Consider the following 18,484-nt stretch of genomic DNA (forward strand, 5'->3'; position numbering starts at 1 on the left):
GGCCCTTGTCGATCAGGCTGCCCAGCACCGGGTCATTGAGCGCATCCCACCAACGCGCGGTGGGCGCCGTGGCGGTGGTGGTGGCAGCGTCGCCACGCAGGAACGCGCTGCGGGCGGCGGCGCCCGGCGCAGCATCGGGCGCGCCGGCATACTTGGGGCCAACCGTGGTGCACCCGGCAAGGGCGGCGGACGCGAGCAGGGCGATGGCCAGGGGGCGGAAAGCCATGGGGCGTGAAGAATGTTGCATCAGTGCATCGCCATGTTGTGGTGGCCCTTGGGCAGGGGCCGGAGAAGGAAAACGAGCGGCAGGACGACAGCAATGCCGACCATCAGCGCGATGAACTCATCGGTGTAGGCCATGACCAGCGCTTGCTTGAGCACCATGCCGTCGATCGATTGCAGCGCGGCAGAAAGGCCGTCGGGCCCGCCACCAAACGAGGCAGCCTGGCTCGATACCCAGTCCTGCACGCTGGGGCTGTTGGCCGGCAGGGTTTCGTGGATCGACCAGCGGTGGAATTCCTCGCGCCGTTCCTGCAAGGTGGCGAGCAGGGCCAGCGCGATCGAGCCACCGAGGTTGCGCGCCGCGTTGAACAGGCCCGATGCGTCACCGGCTTCGTCGGGCTTGACGCTGGCAATAGCTGCCTGGTTGAGGAACAGCATCGACAGGGCCTGGCCGAGCCCACGCATCAGCTGCGATACGACAAAGTCGGACCCATCGGAGTTGACCGTCAGCGTGGTATCGAGCCAGCACGACCCGGCCATGATCAGCATCCCGGTCAAGACCACGTAGCGCAGGTCAAACCGCTTCACGAGCAGAGGGAACAGCGGCATCATCATGGCTGCCGGAATGCCCGACAGGAACACGATCTGCCCTGATTGATAGGCATTGTAGCCAGCGATCGCGGCCAGGAACTGCGGGATGACATAGGCCGTGCCATAGAGCACCGAACCGATCAGCAGACCCAGCACGAACACCGCGGCAAAAGCGCGGTTGCGCAACAGTGCGAGCTTGATCACTGGCCGTTTGGCAAAGAGCTGCCCGATCGAGATGAGGATGAACCCAACGATGGTCACCCCGGTCAGTTGCCAGATCAGCGTGGATTGAAACCACTGTTCGCGGTTGCCTTCCTCCAGCACCACGGTCAATCCGCCCAGGCCCAGTGCCAGGCCAAGAATGCCCAGCCAATCGGCGTTGAGCAACTCATCAAGGCGCATCTTGGTGTTGGACAGGCCAACCGTGAGGAACACCATCAGGATGATGCAGATCGGAATGTTGATGAAGAAGGCATAGTGCCACGAGAAATTCTCGGTCAGCCAGCCGCCGGCCAGTGGGCCCATGACCGGCCCCAGGATCAGCGTGGAACCGAACAGCGCGGTGCCTACCGGTTGCTGGTGGCGCGGCAGGCGCGTGGCGATGATGGTCATCCCGGTGGGAATCATTGCCCCGCCGGTGAAACCCTGGCCGACGCGTCCCACGATCATCATGGTCAGCGTGGTGGACAGGCCGCACACGATGGAAAAGCCGGTGAACAGCACCGAGGCGATCAGCAGGAACCGCTTGAGCCCGAACACGCGTTCCAGCCAGGCGGTGAGCGGGATGATGATGATCTCGGCCACCAGATAGCTGGTGGCGATCCACGTGCCTTCGGTGGAAGACGCGCCGATTTCGCCCTGGATGGTGGGCAGGGCCGAATTGACGATCGAGATGTCGAGCGTGGCCATCAGCGCGCCGATGGCTCCGGCCACCACGGCCAGCCAGGCGGTCAGATCGGCATTGCCAGAGCTGGAACCAGCCGCTGGCTTTGCCGCGCCACCCCCGTTGCCGGCCTCGGCCGGAAGGGTTGCGGCGGCCATTACTTGGCTCCCTGGTCCTGCTCGGCGCGGATCGCCTTGATGGCGCCCTTGGCGGCGCGGGTATCAACCTTGACCGTCAGCGACAGGCCAGGGACCAGCACCTTGCGCGATTCCTCGCCCGCGTTGATGCGGATGCGCACCGGCACGCGCTGGACGATCTTGGTGAAGTTGCCGGTCGCGTTCTGCGGCGGGATCAGCGAGAAGTTCGCACCCGTGCCCGGCGTGATCGAATCCACCACGCCGTGGAAATCGACGTCAGGCAGCGCGTCGACATGCATCGTCACCGGCTGGCCGGGGCGCATCAGGCCGATCTGGGTTTCCTTGAAATTGGCTTCCACATAGATCGCCTGGGTCGGCACGATGGTCAGCAGGCGCTGGCCGGGCTGCACGAACTGGCCAAGGCGCACGGCCGAGGAGCCGACCTTGCCGGCGATCGGCGCGACGATGCGTGTGGTGCCGACATCGTTGCGGGCGGCCTGGCGGCTGGCCTCGGCAGAGGCGATCTGCGCGCTGGCCTGCTGTACCTGGGCCTTGGTCGTGGCGATCTTGCTGGCGGCGGCCTCGACCATCGCCTGCTTGGCGCGCACATCGGCTGCGGCCTTGTCGCGCGCGCTGGTCAGCTGGTCGAGCTGGGTGCGCGGTTCGGCGCCACTGGCGGCGAGCGGGGCATAGCGCGCGACTTCGCTGCTGTAGTACGCCAGGTCGCGCTGCGAGGCGGCGAGGGCGGCCTTGGCCTGGTTGAGGCTGGCCTGTGCTTCGGCGATGCCGGCAGAAGTCGCCTGCTCGGCGGCGCGGGCCACGCTGACCTGGGCATCGGCCTGATTCAGCTTGGCGCTGTAATCGGTTGGATCGATCTGCACCAGGAAAGCGCCGGCAGGAACCTGCTGGTTATCGGCGACGCCAATCTGCCGCACATACCCGGCCAGCTTGGAGCTGACGGTCACGCCATCGGCCTTCACATAGGCATCGTCGGTCGACTGGATGTACTGGCCGTTGTTGCGATAATCGATGAAGGCATAAATGCCATAGACCAGGCCCACCGCCGCCACGCCCAGTGCGATGCGGCCGATCAGCTTCTTGCGGCCGCTGGTCGCGGGCGCGGTCTCTTCGGCAGGTTCGGTGGAGGGGGTTGCGGCTGCGGTGTCGGGGGCGGGCATCGGGGGCTTCCTGTCAGATCAACAAAAATGGAACGAGACAGTTTAGTTCAATATTGGCACAATTGGCGAGCGGTGCCTTGGGCTGCAAGTGAAAGTTTTCGAAGCGAGCTTGCGAAAATTGCAACCTGAAACATCAACATGTTGGCGGTAAAAGGTTTTCTAAGGCAATCCGTGTGCTGCCAGCGCCCAGGCGTGGGTTTTCAGGCCGGCGGGAACCAAGGCTTGCAGGCGCTGCAATTCGCAGCTGCGCAATTGGTTCCCTGCGCCGACGCTGTCCAAAGTCCATGTCGGGGCAAGACGCATGGATGCGATCAGCGCTGGGAGCGTCTTATCGAAAGGATCAATCAATCTGGGCGGAATTGATCATTGGCAATCGTCGGCGCCCATGCCTAATTGCTGCCCTGCAACGAGGGGCGCTGATGCGCTGTGGCGTGTCTTGCCCCTCTTGCCAGCATTCATTTCAGCCACGACCAACCACAAGGAAGTCGAACCCATGTCGATCGTCGGAACCAAGCTCAAGCCGTTCCAGGCCACTGCCTATCTCCAGGGCAAGTTCGTCGATGTCAGCGATGCTGACGTCCTGGGCAAGTGGGCCGTGTTCTTCTTCTACCCGGCCGATTTCACCTTCGTGTGCCCGACCGAGCTGGAAGACCTCGCCGACAAGTATGAAGAGCTCAAGGGCTTGGGCGTGGAAGTCTATTCGGTGTCGACCGACACCCACTTCAGCCACAAGGCTTGGCATGACAGCTCGCCGGCCATCGGCAAGATCAACTACTACATGCTGGGTGACCAGAACCACACCATTTCCAACAACTTCGGCATCCTGCGCGAAGGCGTTGGCCTGGCCGACCGCGGCACCTTCGTGGTCGATCCCGATGGCGTGATCCAGCTGGTCGAAATCACCCCCGAAGGCGTGGGCCGCAATGCCACCGAACTGCTGCGCAAGATCAAGGCTGCCAAGTACTGGCGCGAAAATCCCGGCCAGGTTTGCCCGGCCAAGTGGGAAGAAGGCGCCGAAACGCTTGCTCCCTCGATCGATCTCGTCGGCAAGATCTGATTCTTGCTGCCTGAACCGGGGTGGGCCAGCGCGCCCGCCCCGAACCCGGGCACCCCGGCCCCTTGCGCGCGCCCACGCGGCGCCGGCGCCTTCATCGGCCGGGAAAGCCCCCAAATGTCTGCCCGCTCCGCCCATCCCAGGCGTGAGGCCGTCCATGGCCCCACGCGGCACGCACCCTCCTGCCTGAGAGAAACACGCCATGCCTATTCTTGACGCCCCCACTACTGCCCAGCTCAAGGGCCTGCTTGGCAACCTGCGCCGCCCGATCGAACTGGTCGCGAGCCTGGACGATAGTGCCAAGTCTGCTGACACCCGCAGCCTGGTCGAAGAAATCGCCGCGCTGAGCGACAAGGTTTCGGTGCGCCTCGACGGGCAGGATGCCCGCCGCCCGAGCTTTGCCATCCGCGCGGATGAAGGGCGGGCGCAGGCGGTGTTTGCCGGCCTGCCGCTGGGCCACGAATTTACCTCGCTGATCCTGGCGCTGCTGCATGTGGGTGGTCACCCGCCCAAGGAAGACGCGGAACTGCTCGATGCGGTGCGCAACCTTGATGGGCCGCTGCATTTCGAGACGTTCTTCTCGCTCTCGTGCCAGAACTGCCCCGACGTGGTGCAGGCGCTCAACATCATGGCCGCGCTCAACCCCGATATCACGCACGTGGCGATCGATGGCGCGCTGTTCCAGGACGAGGTGGAGCGCCGCAAGGTGATGGCCGTGCCGACCGTCTATCTCAATGGCGAGCAGTTCGGCCAGGGCCGCATGGATCTGGCGCAGATCGTGGCCAAGCTCGACACCGGATCGGTGGCCCGCGCGGCGGAAAAGATCGCCGCCAAGGACCCGTTCGACGTGCTGGTGGTCGGCGGTGGCCCGGCCGGCGCGGCAGCGGCGATCTATGCCGCGCGCAAGGGCATCCGCACCGGCGTGGTGGCCGAACGCTTCGGCGGCCAGGTGCTCGATACCATGGGCATCGAGAACTTCATTTCGGTGCCGCACACCGAAGGGCCCAAGCTGGTCGCCCAGCTGGAACAGCACGTGAAGGACTATGAAATCGACGTCATGAACGTGCAGGCGGCGGTCAAGCTCAAGCCGGCCAATGGCGATGGGCTGCACCACATCGAACTGGCCAGCGGCGCAAGCGTCAAGGCCAAGACCGTGATCCTGTCGACCGGGGCCCGCTGGCGCCAGATGGGCGTGCCCGGCGAAGAGGAATATCGCAACAAGGGCGTGGCTTATTGCCCGCACTGCGATGGGCCGCTGTTCAAGGGCAAGCGCACCGCCGTGATCGGCGGCGGCAATTCGGGCGTGGAAGCCGCGATCGACCTGGCTGGCCTTGTCCGCCATGTCACCCTGATCGAGTTCGACAGCCAGCTGCGCGCCGATGCCGTATTGCAGACCAAGCTGCGCAGCCTGCCCAACGTGACGATCATCACCTCGGCCATGACCACGCAAGTGCTGGGCGATGGCCACAAGGTGACGGCGCTGGTCTACAAGAACCGTGAGACCGGCGAGGAACACACCGTCGAACTGGAAGGTATCTTCGTGCAGATCGGCCTGGTGCCCAACACCGAATGGCTGGGCGGCAGCATCGCCATGACCAACCGTGGCGAGATCGAGGTGGACGCCCACAACGCCACCAGCCTCGACGGCGTGTTTGCTGCGGGTGACTGCACCACCGTGCCGTTCAAGCAGATCGTCATCGCCATGGGCGAGGGCGCCAAGGCCTCGCTGGCGGCGTTTGATTATCTGATCCGGCACTAAGGCCAGATAACATGCCCCCCCCCCGACCCCCTCCCGCCTGCGGGAGGGGGGGGGTAAAAGCCCCCTCCTCTTCAGAGGAAGGGGTTTGGGGGTGGTGGAAACCTGGCGCTAGGCAGCGCACCACCCCCCGACCCCCTCCTCTGAAGAGGAGGGGGAGAATGTGGCCAAGCCCACCCCGCTTTCGACAACCTTTTCCCCCATTCCCCTTGCCGCCACGGCCCTGCGCGCTAAGAGCGAGGCGTGAGCGCAACCATCGTCATCGGCGCCGACGACCGGTCGGGCGCCTCCGTCCGCATCGATGTTGAGGAACTGCTGGCCACGCGCCTTCTGGTGCAGGGCAACAGCGGCTCGGGCAAGTCGCACCTGCTGCGCCGGATCTTGGAGCAGAGCGCCAGCGTTGTGCAGCAGGTGGTGATCGACCCGGAAGGCGATTTCGTCAGCCTGGCCGAACCGTTTGGCCATGTCGTGGTCGATGGATCGGCCTATGACGGCACCGAGATCGTCAAGCTGGCCGCACGCATCCGCCAGCATCGCGCCTCGGTCATCCTGGCGCTCGACGGGCTGGAGCTGGAAGCGCAGATGCGCTGCGCCGCCGTGTTCATGAACACCCTGTTCGATGCCCCGCGCGACCAGTGGTATCCCGCGCTGGTGGTGGTGGACGAGGCGCAGATGTTTGCGCCGGCCGCCGCCGGCGACGTGGCCGATGATGTGCGCCGCCTGTCGCTGGCGGCGATGACCAACCTGATGTGCCGTGGCCGCAAGCGCGGGCTGGCAGGGATCATCGCCACGCAGCGCCTGGCCAAGCTGGCCAAGAACGTCGCGGCCGAAGCTTCCAACTTCCTGATGGGGCGCACCTTCCTGGACATCGACATGGCCCGCGCCGCCGATCTCCTGGGCATGGAGCGGCGCCAGGCGGAACAGATCCGCGACTTGGAGCGCGGCCATTTCCTGGCGCTGGGCCCGGCGATCTGCCGCCGCCCGGTGGGGGTGAAGATCGCCGACGTGGAAACGCGCGCGCGCAACGTGGTGCATGGCCTGATGCCGATGCCCAATGCTGCCGGCGAGGAGATGGAGGCGCTGCTGATGGCAGAGCCGCTGATGTTCGATCCGCTGCCCACGCCGCCAGAGCCGGAAGAGACCGCACCCGAAAGCGGCGAGCTGCTGGAGCAGATCGAAAGCAGCGTGCCCGCCGCCGAGCAGGTGGAACCACCGGTCGAGCCCAGCCTGTTTGCCGCCGAGGAAACCGCTGCCGATATTGCCGCGATCCTGGCGGAAATGGCGGCCGAGCCGGATTGCACGTTCCAGCCTGCGGCGCAGCTCTATCAGGATTTCACCGTGCGCTGCCGGATGCAGCGGCTGGGCCAGGTGGGCATCGACCTGGCCGCGTTCCGCCGCCGCTTTGCCATGGCGGTGGCCGGCATCCCGGACGATCGCGAGCCGCGCTGGCAGGCCGCACTCAAGCTGGCCGAAGGCGTGGCCGACGATCTGGTGGCGCCGTTCCTGGTGCTGGCCGTGGCGGCCGTCGAAGGGCTGCCGTGCCCCGATGACGAGCGCATGGCCGAGATCTATGGCACGCGCAGCCCGGGGCGCATCCGCCGCCTGCTCGATCACCTCGAAAAGAGCGGGCTGATCGTGGTGCGCACCGATTACGGCGGGCGCCGGTCCATCGGTATTCCCGGTCTGGGCATGACGACGGCACCGGTCGAAGCCTGACCTTTGGTGGGCTTCGGCGCTGTTGCGCCGCAAAACATTTGCGCAAAAACGGTTCGTATGCCTAATGGACCTGATGCGGTAACATTCTGTGCCGCAGTGTGTCTTGAAAGGTTGCGCTTTGGCGTCCGAAGTTCTTACCCGTCAATCAGTTACGCCCGAACTGGCGCTGGATGGGCTGGATTCGGTCCTGGGCCTGCACATCGGCACAACGAATACGCTGTTCGTCTCGCGGCTGGAACGCCAGCTTGAACCGCTCAGCGTCACGCCCAAGCAGGTGGCAATCCTGTGGCTGGTCAACGCCAATCCCGGCGTGAAGCAGACCGACCTTTCGCGCTTTTTCAAGATCGAGCGCCCGACCGTGCACCAGTTCGTGCGGCAGTTGATGCGCAACGGCTATCTCGTCAACGAGCCGTCGAAGCTCGATCGCCGCGCTGGTGGGCTGTGGGTCACCGAAAGCGGCTTGATCACCCTGGCCGAGGCGCGGCGCGTGATCGTGGCGCATGAAGACGAATTGACCGCATGCCTGACCGTGCGCGAGCGGTCCGAACTGTTCCGCATCCTGATGAAAGTCTATCTTTCCGCCCCTTCCAAGGAAGGGTGACGGCCGGGTTGCCGGCGGCTTGTGCACCACGGCCCGTTCAGCACCTTGTCAGCCAGCGTGTGACATGGTCTGAAATCACGCGGGCCGGAATGTGGCCTGCCCGGGAGACCGTGATGAAGCTTGCTCGTTTTTCTGTTGTGGCGCTGGGCGCCTTGGGGCTGGCAATCGGGGTTGCCGGAACGGTGGCACCGGCTGCGGCGGCCGAAGGCGGTGATCCCGCGCATGGCCGCACCGTGGCGGCGCGCTGCCTGGCGTGCCACGATCTCAACACCGGGGCGACGCGGCTTGGCCCCTCGCTCAAGGGCGTGATCGGGCGCAAGGCTGGCTCGCTCCCGGGCTATGCCTATTCCGATGCGATGAAGAGCAGCGGCGTGACGTGGACGCCCGATACGCTCGACACCTATCTCAAGAGCCCGACCACCTATGTGAAGGGCACCAAGATGGCCTTTGCCGGTCTGCCCGATGCCAAGGACCGCGCCGACGTGATCGCCTATCTGCAACAGGCGACCAAGTAACACCGGTCTATTCGGCAATCACCAGTTGCACGCCGGCGTCGCGGATCGCGGCGGCGGCGGCAGCGGGGATGCCGGCGTCGGTGATGAGGGTGTCGACCTCGTCCAGCCCGCACACGATCGTGCCCGAACGGGTGGTGAACTTGCTGCTGTCGACCAGCAGGATCACCTGTTCGGCGCGGTCGATCAGGCGGCGCTCTGCCGCCACCAGCACGACATCGGCCTGCATCACCCCGGCTGCGCCCACCGACGCTGCGCCCATGAACAGCTTGGGCGCATGAAAGCGTGGCATGGATTCCTCGCCCGCCGCGGCCAGGATGATGTTCTGTTCGCGAAACACCGCGCCCGATGGCACCAGAATGCGCGTGCCGGGCTGCGGCAGCAGCGCGTTGACGATATAGAGCGAGTTAGTCAGCACCTGGAGATCGAGCCCGGCCAGATGCGGGCACATCTGCAAGGTGGTGGTGCCGCCATCGAGCATGATGCCTTCGCCGGGCTGGCATAGCGCCGCGGCCGCCCGGCCGATCGCCTGCTTGGCGGCAAGGTTTTCGGTGATCGCCTGTTCGAACGGCGTGCCCGACAGGTGAAAGCCGACCGGGCGGGCAGGCGCTTCGGCGCCATCGGCCAGCCTTGCGCCGCCATGCACGCGCACGATGCGCCCCTCGCTTTCCAGGCGCGACAGGTCACGCCGGATCGTGGCGGGAGAGGCATCGAGCATCGCCTCGAGATCGCGATAGCTCACGAAACCCGTGGGGCCGATCGCTTCGACGATCAACCGTTCGCGTTCCGCTGCATGCATGGCCTTGGCTCGTCCCTTTTCATTCCGGCAAGCGCTGGCTTATGCCCGGCTGCGCGCTCAAAAGCCATCATCTTCGCGCATGGCTGGCTTCAGGCAGCGGCCTGCAGCATGTTGCCCGCGCCGATCACCACGGTGGCGCCCACCAGCAACGCAATCCCGCTCCACACGACGGTGCGAGTGCGCGCACTGGTGCCCTGCCATTCCTTGAGGGCAAAGCCCCACAGCGTGGAAAACAGGATGATCGACGCCATGTGCAGCGTCCATGATGAAAAGCCGTACTTGCCCATCTGGCTTTCGCCCATGGTGTAGAAGAAGAACTGGCCATACCACAGCGTGCCGCCCAGCGCGGCGAGGGCATAGTTGCGCAACAGCGGTGCGCGCCCGGTGCCGTCATTGGCCGCGCCCAGGAACTGCCCGGCGCTGCGGTTGCGCGCGATCAGGATCAGGCACCACATCAGGTTGGTGGTCAGCCCGCCAGCGAGCACGACACACAGCACTGGCAGCCCCTGGCTGAGCGGATCGGTGCCAGCGGCCAGGGTCAGATCGCGGATCGGCTGTCCGGCGTCCAAGCCCCAGGCAAAGCAGCCGGACATGACGCCGGAAAAGATCGCGATCAGGATGCCCTTCCTGAGGTTGAACTCTGCCACGCCCACGCTGGCCGTGCCGCCCAGGTCACGCTGCTTGGCGCTGCCCGCGCGGGCGACGACGATGATGCCGACAAGCGTGATGGCAATGCCCAGCAGCGTCAGCTTGCCGCTGGTGGTGGCCGCGATATCGCCCAGCGTGCCATGGAAGATCGGCGGGCCCATCGTGCCGATCACGGTGGTGAGGCCCAGCGCCACCGCCATGCCCAGCGACAGGCCAAGATAGCGCATGGTCAGGCCGAAGGTCAGCCCGCCAAAGCCCCACATCGCGCCCCAGAACCAGCACCACAGCAAGGTCTGGCGCGGCGCGGCGGCTAGCACGCCAAGTAGGTCGTTCGTGCGCAGCGAGGCAAACAGCCAAGGGGCGATGGCCCACGAGAACAGCCCGCCCGCCAGCCAGAACACCTCCCACGACCAGCGGCTGATCCGCTTGTACGGCACATAGAAACTGGCCGAGGAAAAGCCCCCCAGCCAGTGAAACAGCACGCCCAGTGCCGGATTTCCGCCCATCGTCGTTGCTTCCTCTCGTGTTTTTTATCGTGGTGTCAGGCCGGTTGAGAAATGGCGGCGTGCCAGGCGGCGCGATAGGCGGCGATATCGCCTTCCAGCGGCGCGACCGGGACCAGTTCACCTTGTGGCTTGAGCGTGGGATCGATCAGGCGCAGCGCGCCGAACGACACGTCGTTGTGGGCATTGGCGGTATAGACCGCCAGGTCTGGGCGCAGTGCCGCCAGCGCGCGGACGAATACCTCTGCCTCGGCAAAGCGGCCTTCGACCAGAAGGTGGCCCCTGGCGCCGATCAGGCCGAGCGAGATATCGGCAACCAGTGCAGCATAGAGGCACGCGGCAGCGCGGCGGCCGTACCAGTCGCGCGGCTGGCCGATCCAGCCAAACGTGCCATGGGGCAGCGGGCCAAAGCCACGGCACAGCGTGGGCAGGATCATCGTGCCGTCGCGCAGGATATCGGGCACGGCGGCGAGCAGCGCGGGCTGATCGGGTTTGATATCGACCCGGCGCGTGTCGATCTCGATCAGGCTTTCGATCTCGCGCCCCCCCATGAACCGGGCAGAGGGCACGGGTTGGCCAAACACGTCGACATTGACCAGGCAATCGCGCGCTTCGGGCAGGGCGGCAAGATCAAATGCCCCGCGCGCCAGGCGCATGGCGATGAACCAGGTGCCGGTGGACAGGATCGTGGCATCCTGTCCGGCCAACTGGTCAAAGCCGCGCGCGGCCATCAGCGCGGCATTGGAATCGTGCAGCCCGGCAAGCACCCGCGTGGTGGCAGGCAGCCCGGTCGCGCGTGCCAGGCGCGGAGAGAGCAAGCCGACTTGCGCCGATGCGGGCACCACCGGGGCAAACTGATCGGCCCAGCCGCGGCGCACCGCCATGGGGGCAAAGCTGGCCTGCGCCGGGTTCCACACATCGGAGTGGCAGCCCAGGCTCGACACTTCGCTGGTGGCCGTGCCGGTCAGGAACCATGCCCAATATTGCGCCCATGGCATCAGCGTGGCGCGGGTGGGACCATCGACGGCAAAGGCGGCGGGATAGAGCTGTTCCAGCCAGAACAACTGGCTGCCCAGGTTGAGGCCATCGGGCAGAGCGGGAGAGCCGGTGATGGCAAAGGCATCGCGCTGCGCCCGATAGGCGGCCATCACATCGGCGGGGATCGGCTGTTCATAGTCGAGCGGGGGAAACGCCAGCGCGCCCTGTGTCACGCCAACCACGCCGGCGCCGTGTCCCACCGGAACGATCGTGTCGATCGGCGCATCGAGCGGGAATGCGGCAAATTCGCGCAAGGCGCCGATCAGCCAGTCGCCGATGCCTTGCGCATCGAGCCGGCGCAGCCCGTCGATCTCGATCGGGGCGTTGGGTCGCACCTTGCGGTCGAGCAGCGTGCCATCGGGGCGCCACAGGCTGACCTTGCTGAGCGTCTTGCCCAGATCGATGACGATGATGCTGCCCCGTGCCAAGCCACTCGCTCTCCGTTTGGTGGCGCCCGATAGGAGAATCTCCGTCGCTGACGCCTTGTGTGGAAATGATCAATATCAATCATTCTTGATCAATTCCACCAAAAATGTTAGCAGCCCTGCGACGCGATGCAATCATCCTGGTTGTGCCGCCCCACGTTCACCGGCCAATCGGGCAGCGACTCGATGGCCCAATCCACGCAGGATGCCATGACCGTCGAAACGCTTGTTGCCGCAGACGCCGCCATTCCTTTTGCCGTGCCGACCAGCCGCTGGGACGATGCCCATGCCGCCACGCTGTCGCCGGCAGAGCTGCTGCTCTATCGTTCCAACCTGCTGGGTTCAGACCTGACGGTGACCAATTTTGGCGGGGGCAATACCTCGGCCAAGCTCACGCAAACCGATCCGTTGAGTGGCGCTGCGGTCGAGGTGCTGTGGGTCAAGGGTTCGGGTGGTGACATCGGCTCGATGAAGCTCGATGGCTTTGCCACGCTCTATCAGGAAAAGCTGCTGGGCCTGGAAGCGCACTATGCCGGGCCTGACGATGACGACAAGATGGTCGGCTATCTGCCGCATTGCACGTTCAACCTGAACGGGCGCGCGGCCAGCATCGATACGCCGCTGCACTCGCTGCTGCCGTTCGCCCATGTCGACCACGTCCATCCCGACGCGATCATCGCGCTGGCGGCCTCTTCGGGCGGTGAAGCGGCGACGCAGGAAATCTGGGGCGGCAAGATCGGCTGGCTACCGTGGAAGCGCCCCGGCTATACCCTGGGCGTGATGCTGCGCGATTATGTGCGGGCCAATCCGCAGGTTGAAGGCGTGATGCTGGCCGGGCACGGCATCATCTGCTGGGCCGACAGCGCCAAGGCCTGTTACGAGCACACCGTGCAGCTGATTGCCGATGCCGCGAACTATCTCAACGCCAAGCTGGCGGCCAAGCCGGCGTTTGGCGGGCAGAAGGTGGCACCGAACCCCGATCGCGCGGCCATCGCGGCCGACCTCATGCCGCGCCTGCGCGGTTTCATGACCGGTGCGCGCCGCAAGCTGGGTCACTGGTCCGACGATGCCGAGGCGCTGGAATTTGCCGGGTCGGTTGAGTTCGAACGCCTTGCTGCGCTCGGCACCTCGTGCCCCGATCACTTCCTGCGCACCAAGATCGCGCCGCTGACGCTCGACCCGGCGCGTCTTCAGGATGACGCCTATCTGGCCGAAAAGATTGCTGATTACCGGGCGATGTATGCGGCCTATTACGAACGCTGCAAGCGCGCCAACAGCCCGGCGATGCGCGACTCCAATCCGGTTGTCGTGCTCGTGCCCGGCGTGGGCCGCATCACGTTCGCGACCGACAAGACGACTGCGCGCCTGGCCGGTGAATTCTATGGCAATGCCATCAACGTGATGCGCGGGGCCGAGGCGATTGGCGAATATATCGCGCTCGACGAGCAGGAAGCCTTCGACATCGAATACTGGCTGCTTGAAGAAGCCAAGCTGCAGCGCATGCCGGCGCCCAAGCCGATGGTCGGCAAGATCGCGCTGGTTACCGGCGGTGCCGGTGGCATTGGTGCGGCCACCGCCGCCCGCTTCCTGCGCGAAGGCGCCTGCGTTGTCCTGGCTGACCGGGATGCCACCGCCGCCGAGGACGTGCGCGCCGGCTTTGCCAAGCAGTATGGCAAAGACGTGGTTCGTGCCGTGGCTTGCGACGTGACCGATGAAGCGCAGGTGCAGGCGGCCTTCGCCTATGCCGCGCGCGAGTTTGGCGGGCTCGATATTCTCGTGGCCAATGCCGGCATCGCTTCGTCCGCGCCGATCGAGCAGACCACGCTGGAGTTGTGGGATCGCAACTTTGACGTGCTTGCCCAGGGCTATTTCCTTACCGCCAAGCACGCCTGGGGCTTGCTCAAGCGGATGAAGGATCAGGGCGGCACTTCGGTCGTGTTCATCGGGTCGAAGAACGCGGTGGCCGCCGCCGCCGGGGCTTCTGCCTATGCCAGCGCCAAGGCGGCGGCCAACCACCTGGCCCGCTGCCTGGCCCTGGAAGGCGCGCCCGAAGGCATTCGCGTCAACGTCGTGAACCCCGATGCGGTGATCAAGGGCAGCAAGATCTGGGACGGCGACTGGCGCAAGGAACGCGCGGCCTCGAACAAGATCGACGCTGGCGAGGAACTGGAAGCGCACTATCGCAACCGCTCGATGCTCAAGCGCGACGTGCTGCCCGAAGACATCGCCGAGGCGGCCTATTGGCTGGGTTCCGAAGCATCGGCCAAGTCGACCGGCAACATGATCAATGTGGACGCCGGCAACGTTCAGGCTTTCACGCGCTGAGCATTCGGGAGAGAACAAGACAATGACACAGTTGCCCCTGTCGGCCGATCTCATCGCCGAAGCCAATGCTCGCCATGCCGATGCGCTGGACGAAGACTATGATGCGCTGGGCCGCAAGCTGGCCCGCACCGGCATCGATATCGAGGCCGTGCTGGGCCGCGTCGCCAGCTTTTCCGTGGCGGTGCCCAGCTGGGGAGCGGGCCGGGGCGGCACGCGCTTTGCCAAGTTTCCCATTTCCGGGGAGCCGACCAATATCCACGAAAAGCTGGAAGATTGCGCCGTCATCAACCAGCTTTCGCGGGTGACGCCGCGCGTTTCGCCGCACTTTCCGTGGGACAAGGTCAGCGACTTTGCTGCGCTGCGCGAAGAAGCCGCCGCGCTGGGCCTGGGCTGGGACGCGGTGAATTCCAACACGTTCCAGGATCAGCCGGGCCAGGCGCACACCTATGCCAATGGCTCGCTCTCGGCCCAGGATGCCGCCACGCGCCAGCAAGCGGTGGAACACAACATCGAATGCATCGAGATCGGCAAGCAGCTCGGCTCAACCGATCTTACGGTGTGGGTGGGCGATGGCACGAACTTCCCCGGCCAGCAGGACTTTGCCCGCAGCCTGGATCGCTATCTCGATGCCGCTTCGCAAGTCTATGCCGCGCTGCCCGATGATTGGCGCATGCTGTTGGAACACAAGATGTTCGAGCCGGCATTCTATTCCACGGTGATTTCCGATTGGGGCAGCTCGATCTTGGCGGCGCAGGAACTGGGGCCCAAGGCCAAGTGCCTGGTCGACCTGGGCCACCATGCGCCCAACGTGAACATCGAGCAGATCGTGGCGCGGCTGCACCGCTTCGGCAAGCTGGGTGGCTTTCACTTCAACGACAGCAAGTATGGCGACGATGATCTCGATTCCGGATCGATCAACCCGCACCAGCTGTTCCTGGTGTTCAACGAACTGGTCGAGGCCGAGCTGAACCCGCGCGACGGTTTCAACCCGAGCTACATGATCGACCAGTCGCACAACGTGACCGACCCGATCGAATCCATGCTGTCTTCGGCCGAAGCGATCACCGGCTGCTTTGCCAAGGCACTGCTGGTGGACCGTGACGCGCTGCATGCCGCGCAAGAGAGCAACGACACGATGATGGCATTCCAGGCGCTGCGCCGCGCCTATTCGATCGATGTGACGCCTATCCTGGCCAAGGCGCGTGTGGCCGCTGGCGGGGCGATCGACGTGTTGGAAGCCTATCGCCTGAGCCAGTATCGCGCGCGCAAGGCGCAGGAGCGCAAGGCGGTGGGGCTGGGCGCCGGCATCGTCTGACGCAGCGCCGTGCATGATGGCGGGGCACAACCGGGGCAGGGGGCGAAGCGCGCCAACCCCTTGCCCTGAAGAGCCAAATGGCCAAAACCGAAAACTGATTTCCCAGGAGAGAATTGCATGATCGAGCCGGCGCTTTGCCGCATCCGCACCGCCCTGCTGCTGGCCAGCGCACTTGCCGGCGTGGGTGCTGGCATTGGCAGCGGCAGCGTGGCCATGGCGGCACCCGATCCGGCGCCGCCAGTGCCGGGCGTGGCGGCGGTGCATGCCGGCACGGCCGTGCCGCTCGATCTGCAGTTCCGCGATCCGCCTGCCTCGGCCCGGCCGCGCGTGTGGTGGCACTGGATGAATGGCAATGTCACCAAGGATGGCATCGCCAAGGACATCGACTGGATGAGCCGCATGGGCATTGGCGGCCTCCAAGCGTTCGATGCCGGGTTGATGACGCCGCAGGTGGTCGATCACCGCCTGGTGTTCATGTCGCCGGAATGGAAGGACGCGTTCCGCTTTGCCGCCTATACTGCCGACGCGCGCGGGCTTGAACTGGCCATTGCCTCGTCGCCCGGCTGGTCGGAAACCGGCGGCCCGTGGGTGCAGCCGGCCGATGCGCTCAAGAAAGTGGTGTGGAGCGAAACCGTGGTGCCCGGTGGCGCCGCGCTGACCGCGCCGCTGCCAGCGCCGCCGCACGTGACCGGCACGTTCCAGGATATGGAGCTGAATGACCCGCTGGCGGCGCTGACCAAGGAAGGCCCGGAACAGGCGCACGAATTCTATGCCGACGTGGCCGTGCTGGCGGTGCCGGTGGATGCTGGCCAGGTTGATTTGCCCGTGCCGGCCATCACTGGCCCGGATGGCAAGTCGCTCGATGCCGCAGCACTGACCGGCGACAGCTTTGCCAAGCGGCAGATGGTCGCCCATGGCAGTGCCGAGCAGCCGTCGATCTTGCTGGCGCGGTTTGCCCGGCCGCAGACCGTGCGGGGTGTCAGCCTGTTCATGGCCGGGGCCAAGGCGATGTTTGCTGGTGCCGTGGTGGCGCCGCGCCTGGAAGCGAGCAGCGACGGCACGACCTGGACCAAGGTGGCCGATATTCCGGTGTCGAATGCGCCAACCTCGGTGAGCTTTGCCCCGGTTACCGCCAGCCAGTTCCGCGTGGTCCTGGCGCCGCTGCCGTTCAAGGGCTCGAACCTGGGCGATCCGGCGCCGGGTGCCGCCACCGACGTGGGCTTCATGAAGATGATGTCCGCTGGCGCCACCGCGCCGTTCGATCTGCGCCACTTCCGCCTCTATGCCCAGCCGCGGGTTGACCGGTTCGAGGCCAAGGCCGGCTTTGCCGTGGAGCAGGACTATTACGCGCTGGGCACGCCCGATGCTGCCGCCACTGGGACCGATGCGGCCAAGGTGGTGAACCTGACCGGCAAGCTGCGCCCCGATGGCACGCTCGATTGGACACCGCCGGCCGGCAGCGCCTGGCGCATTCTGCGCTTTGGCACCAGCCTGCTGGGCACGACCAACCACCCGGCCGCGCCCGAGGCCACCGGGCTGGAAGTGGACAAGTTCGATGGCGCGGCGGTGCGGCGCTATCTGACGCATTACCTGGGCATGTACCGTGATGCCGCCGGGGCAGACCTGATCGGGCGGCGCGGGGTCACCGCCCTGCTGACAGACTCCATCGAGGTGGGCGCGGCCAACTGGACGCCCAAGATGATCGACCAGTTCAAGCGCCTGCGCGGCTATGACCCAACGCCCTGGCTGCCGACGCTGGCCGGCGTACTGATCGGCAGCCGTGCCGACGCTGATCGCTTTCTCTATGACTGGCGCCGCACCCTGGCGGATTTGCTCGCCTCGGAACACTATGGCATGGTGGCCCAGGTGGCACACGAAAACGGCCTCAAGGTCTATGGCGAGGCGCTGGAGGACAACCGCCCGATGCTGGGCGATGACATGGCGATGCGTGCGCGCGCCGATGTGCCGATGGCCGCGCTGTGGACCTTTTCGCGCCAGGCTGGCCCCAACCCCAGCTATCTGGCTGACATGAAGGGCGCAGCCTCGGTTGCGCATGTCTATGGCCAGAACCTGGTCGCGGCCGAATCCATGACCTCGGCACTGGCGCCCTGGGCCTATACGCCCAAGGACCTGCGCCGGATTATCGACCTGGAATTCGTCAGCGGGATCAACCGCCCGGTGGTGCATACCTCGGTGCATCAGCCCACCGATGACAAGGTGCCCGGGCTTTCGCTGATGATCTTTGGCCAGTTCTTCAACCGCCACGAAAGCTGGGCGGAAATGGCCCGGCCCTGGGCGGATTACATGGCGCGCAATTCGCTGCTGTTGCAGCAGGGGCGCAACGTGGCCGATGTCGCCTATTTCTATGGCGAGGAAGCGCCGCTGACCGGCCTCTATGGCAAGACGCCGGTGGCCGATGCGCCCAAGGCCAATGCCTATGACTTCGTCAATGCCGATGCGCTGGGCGGGGTGCTGCTCAACCAGGGCAACGAACTCGTCAGCCAGGGCGGGGCACGTTATCGCGCGGTCTATCTCGGCGGATCATCGCGGATGATGACGCTCAAGACCCTACGCCGCCTGGCCGAACTGGTCGATGGCGGGGCCAGCGTGATCGGCCTGGCGCCGCAGGGATCGCCGGCGCTCGATGATGCGCAACCTGCCAACGCGGCGCAGTGGCAGCAGCTGGTGGCGCGGCTGTGGCCCGGCAGCGGCGATGCCATGGTGGGCAAGGGCCGGGTGATCGCGCTGGCTGACGTGGACGCGGGGCTGGCGCGGCTGGGC

At 65.6% G+C, this 18,484-nt stretch carries 13 protein-coding genes and 1 pseudogene; 8 read left to right on the forward strand and 6 right to left on the reverse strand.

Translation table 11 applies throughout. From position 1 onward, the window contains the following. The 3 genes and pseudogenes from H926_RS27820 to H926_RS0114830 form a co-directional block, all read right to left on the reverse strand. Nucleotides 1-247 (reverse strand): annotated as a pseudogene (locus H926_RS27820) (TolC family protein); the annotation flags it as partial. Continuing rightward, nucleotides 247-1,854, reverse strand: coding sequence for an MDR family MFS transporter (locus tag H926_RS0114825; protein ID WP_022677017.1), 1,608 nt, complete (start codon nt 1,852-1,854; stop codon nt 247-249). The pseudogene H926_RS27820 and the gene H926_RS0114825, both read right to left, overlap by 1 nt. Next, nucleotides 1,854-3,011, reverse strand: a complete 1,158-nt coding sequence (locus H926_RS0114830; protein WP_022677018.1) for an HlyD family secretion protein — start codon at nt 3,009-3,011, stop codon at nt 1,854-1,856. Before H926_RS0114830 ends, H926_RS0114825 begins: the two co-directional genes overlap by 1 nt. A 493-nt stretch (nt 3,012-3,504) precedes the next feature. Between H926_RS0114830 and ahpC the strand changes: the two genes are divergently transcribed. From ahpC to H926_RS0114855, 5 genes are all read left to right on the forward strand, one after another. Beyond that, the gene (gene ahpC, locus H926_RS0114835) at nt 3,505-4,068 is read left to right on the forward strand and encodes an alkyl hydroperoxide reductase subunit C (protein ID WP_022677019.1); all 564 of its coding nucleotides are present in this window, start codon (nt 3,505-3,507) and stop codon (nt 4,066-4,068) included. 205 nt (nt 4,069-4,273) lie between these two features. Further along, complete coding sequence (ahpF, locus tag H926_RS0114840) at nt 4,274-5,824, forward strand: alkyl hydroperoxide reductase subunit F (RefSeq protein ID WP_028658047.1); 1,551 nt, start codon at nt 4,274-4,276, stop codon at nt 5,822-5,824. 240 nt (nt 5,825-6,064) lie between these two features. Continuing rightward, nucleotides 6,065-7,537, forward strand: coding sequence for an ATP-binding protein (locus tag H926_RS0114845; protein ID WP_022677021.1), 1,473 nt, complete (start codon nt 6,065-6,067; stop codon nt 7,535-7,537). A gap of 118 nt (nt 7,538-7,655) precedes the next feature. Further along, nucleotides 7,656-8,138: a MarR family winged helix-turn-helix transcriptional regulator gene (locus H926_RS0114850; RefSeq protein ID WP_022677022.1), complete on the forward strand. Its 483-nt coding sequence runs from the start codon at nt 7,656-7,658 to the stop codon at nt 8,136-8,138. Nucleotides 8,139-8,251: 113 nt separating this feature from the next. Next, entirely contained in the window at nt 8,252-8,653 is a 402-nt protein-coding gene (locus H926_RS0114855) for a cytochrome c family protein (protein WP_022677023.1), read from the forward strand. 7 nt (nt 8,654-8,660) lie between these two features. Here the strand turns inward: H926_RS0114855 and H926_RS0114860 are convergent, their stop codons facing one another. The 3 genes from H926_RS0114860 to H926_RS0114870 all read right to left on the reverse strand — a co-directional run bounded on the left by H926_RS0114860 (nt 8,661) and on the right by H926_RS0114870 (nt 12,066). Continuing rightward, nucleotides 8,661-9,449: a DeoR/GlpR family DNA-binding transcription regulator gene (locus tag H926_RS0114860; RefSeq protein ID WP_022677024.1), complete on the reverse strand. Its 789-nt coding sequence runs from the start codon at nt 9,447-9,449 to the stop codon at nt 8,661-8,663. An 89-nt stretch (nt 9,450-9,538) separates the two neighbouring features. Then, complete coding sequence (rhaT, locus tag H926_RS0114865; protein ID WP_022677025.1) at nt 9,539-10,603, reverse strand: L-rhamnose/proton symporter RhaT; 1,065 nt, start codon at nt 10,601-10,603, stop codon at nt 9,539-9,541. Nucleotides 10,604-10,638: 35 nt separating this feature from the next. Further along, nucleotides 10,639-12,066: an FGGY-family carbohydrate kinase gene (locus H926_RS0114870; RefSeq protein ID WP_022677026.1), complete on the reverse strand. Its 1,428-nt coding sequence runs from the start codon at nt 12,064-12,066 to the stop codon at nt 10,639-10,641. 207 nt (nt 12,067-12,273) lie between these two features. Here H926_RS0114870 and H926_RS0114875 point away from each other — a divergent pair, with 207 nt between their 5' ends. The 3 genes from H926_RS0114875 to H926_RS27825 form a co-directional block, all read left to right on the forward strand. Beyond that, nucleotides 12,274-14,388, forward strand: a complete 2,115-nt coding sequence (locus H926_RS0114875) for a bifunctional rhamnulose-1-phosphate aldolase/short-chain dehydrogenase (RefSeq protein ID WP_028658049.1) — start codon at nt 12,274-12,276, stop codon at nt 14,386-14,388. 22 nt (nt 14,389-14,410) lie between these two features. Continuing rightward, nucleotides 14,411-15,703: an L-rhamnose catabolism isomerase gene (gene rhaI, locus H926_RS0114880; protein WP_022677028.1), complete on the forward strand. Its 1,293-nt coding sequence runs from the start codon at nt 14,411-14,413 to the stop codon at nt 15,701-15,703. Nucleotides 15,704-15,820: 117 nt separating this feature from the next. Further along, nucleotides 15,821-18,484, forward strand: a 2,664-nt coding sequence (locus H926_RS27825; RefSeq protein ID WP_022677029.1) for a glycosyl hydrolase, incomplete at its 3' end; no start/stop codon positions are given.

It is taken from the genome of Novosphingobium sp. B-7, from assembly GCF_000410615.1.
Lineage (GTDB): Bacteria > Pseudomonadota > Alphaproteobacteria > Sphingomonadales > Sphingomonadaceae > Novosphingobium > Novosphingobium capsulatum.

Coding starts and splice junctions, on each gene's coding strand:
- H926_RS0114825 (WP_022677017.1), bottom strand. CDS start 1,854: ATGGCCGCCGCAACCCTTCCGGCCGAGGCCGGCAACGGGGGTGGCGCG.
- H926_RS0114860 (WP_022677024.1), bottom strand. CDS start 9,449: ATGCATGCAGCGGAACGCGAACGGTTGATCGTCGAAGCGATCGGCCCC.
- ahpC (WP_022677019.1), top strand. CDS start 3,505: ATGTCGATCGTCGGAACCAAGCTCAAGCCGTTCCAGGCCACTGCCTAT.
- H926_RS0114830 (WP_022677018.1), bottom strand. CDS start 3,011: ATGCCCGCCCCCGACACCGCAGCCGCAACCCCCTCCACCGAACCTGCC.
- rhaI (WP_022677028.1), top strand. CDS start 14,411: ATGACACAGTTGCCCCTGTCGGCCGATCTCATCGCCGAAGCCAATGCT.
- H926_RS0114855 (WP_022677023.1), top strand. CDS start 8,252: ATGAAGCTTGCTCGTTTTTCTGTTGTGGCGCTGGGCGCCTTGGGGCTG.
- rhaT (WP_022677025.1), bottom strand. CDS start 10,603: ATGGGCGGAAATCCGGCACTGGGCGTGCTGTTTCACTGGCTGGGGGGC.
- H926_RS0114875 (WP_028658049.1), top strand. CDS start 12,274: ATGACCGTCGAAACGCTTGTTGCCGCAGACGCCGCCATTCCTTTTGCC.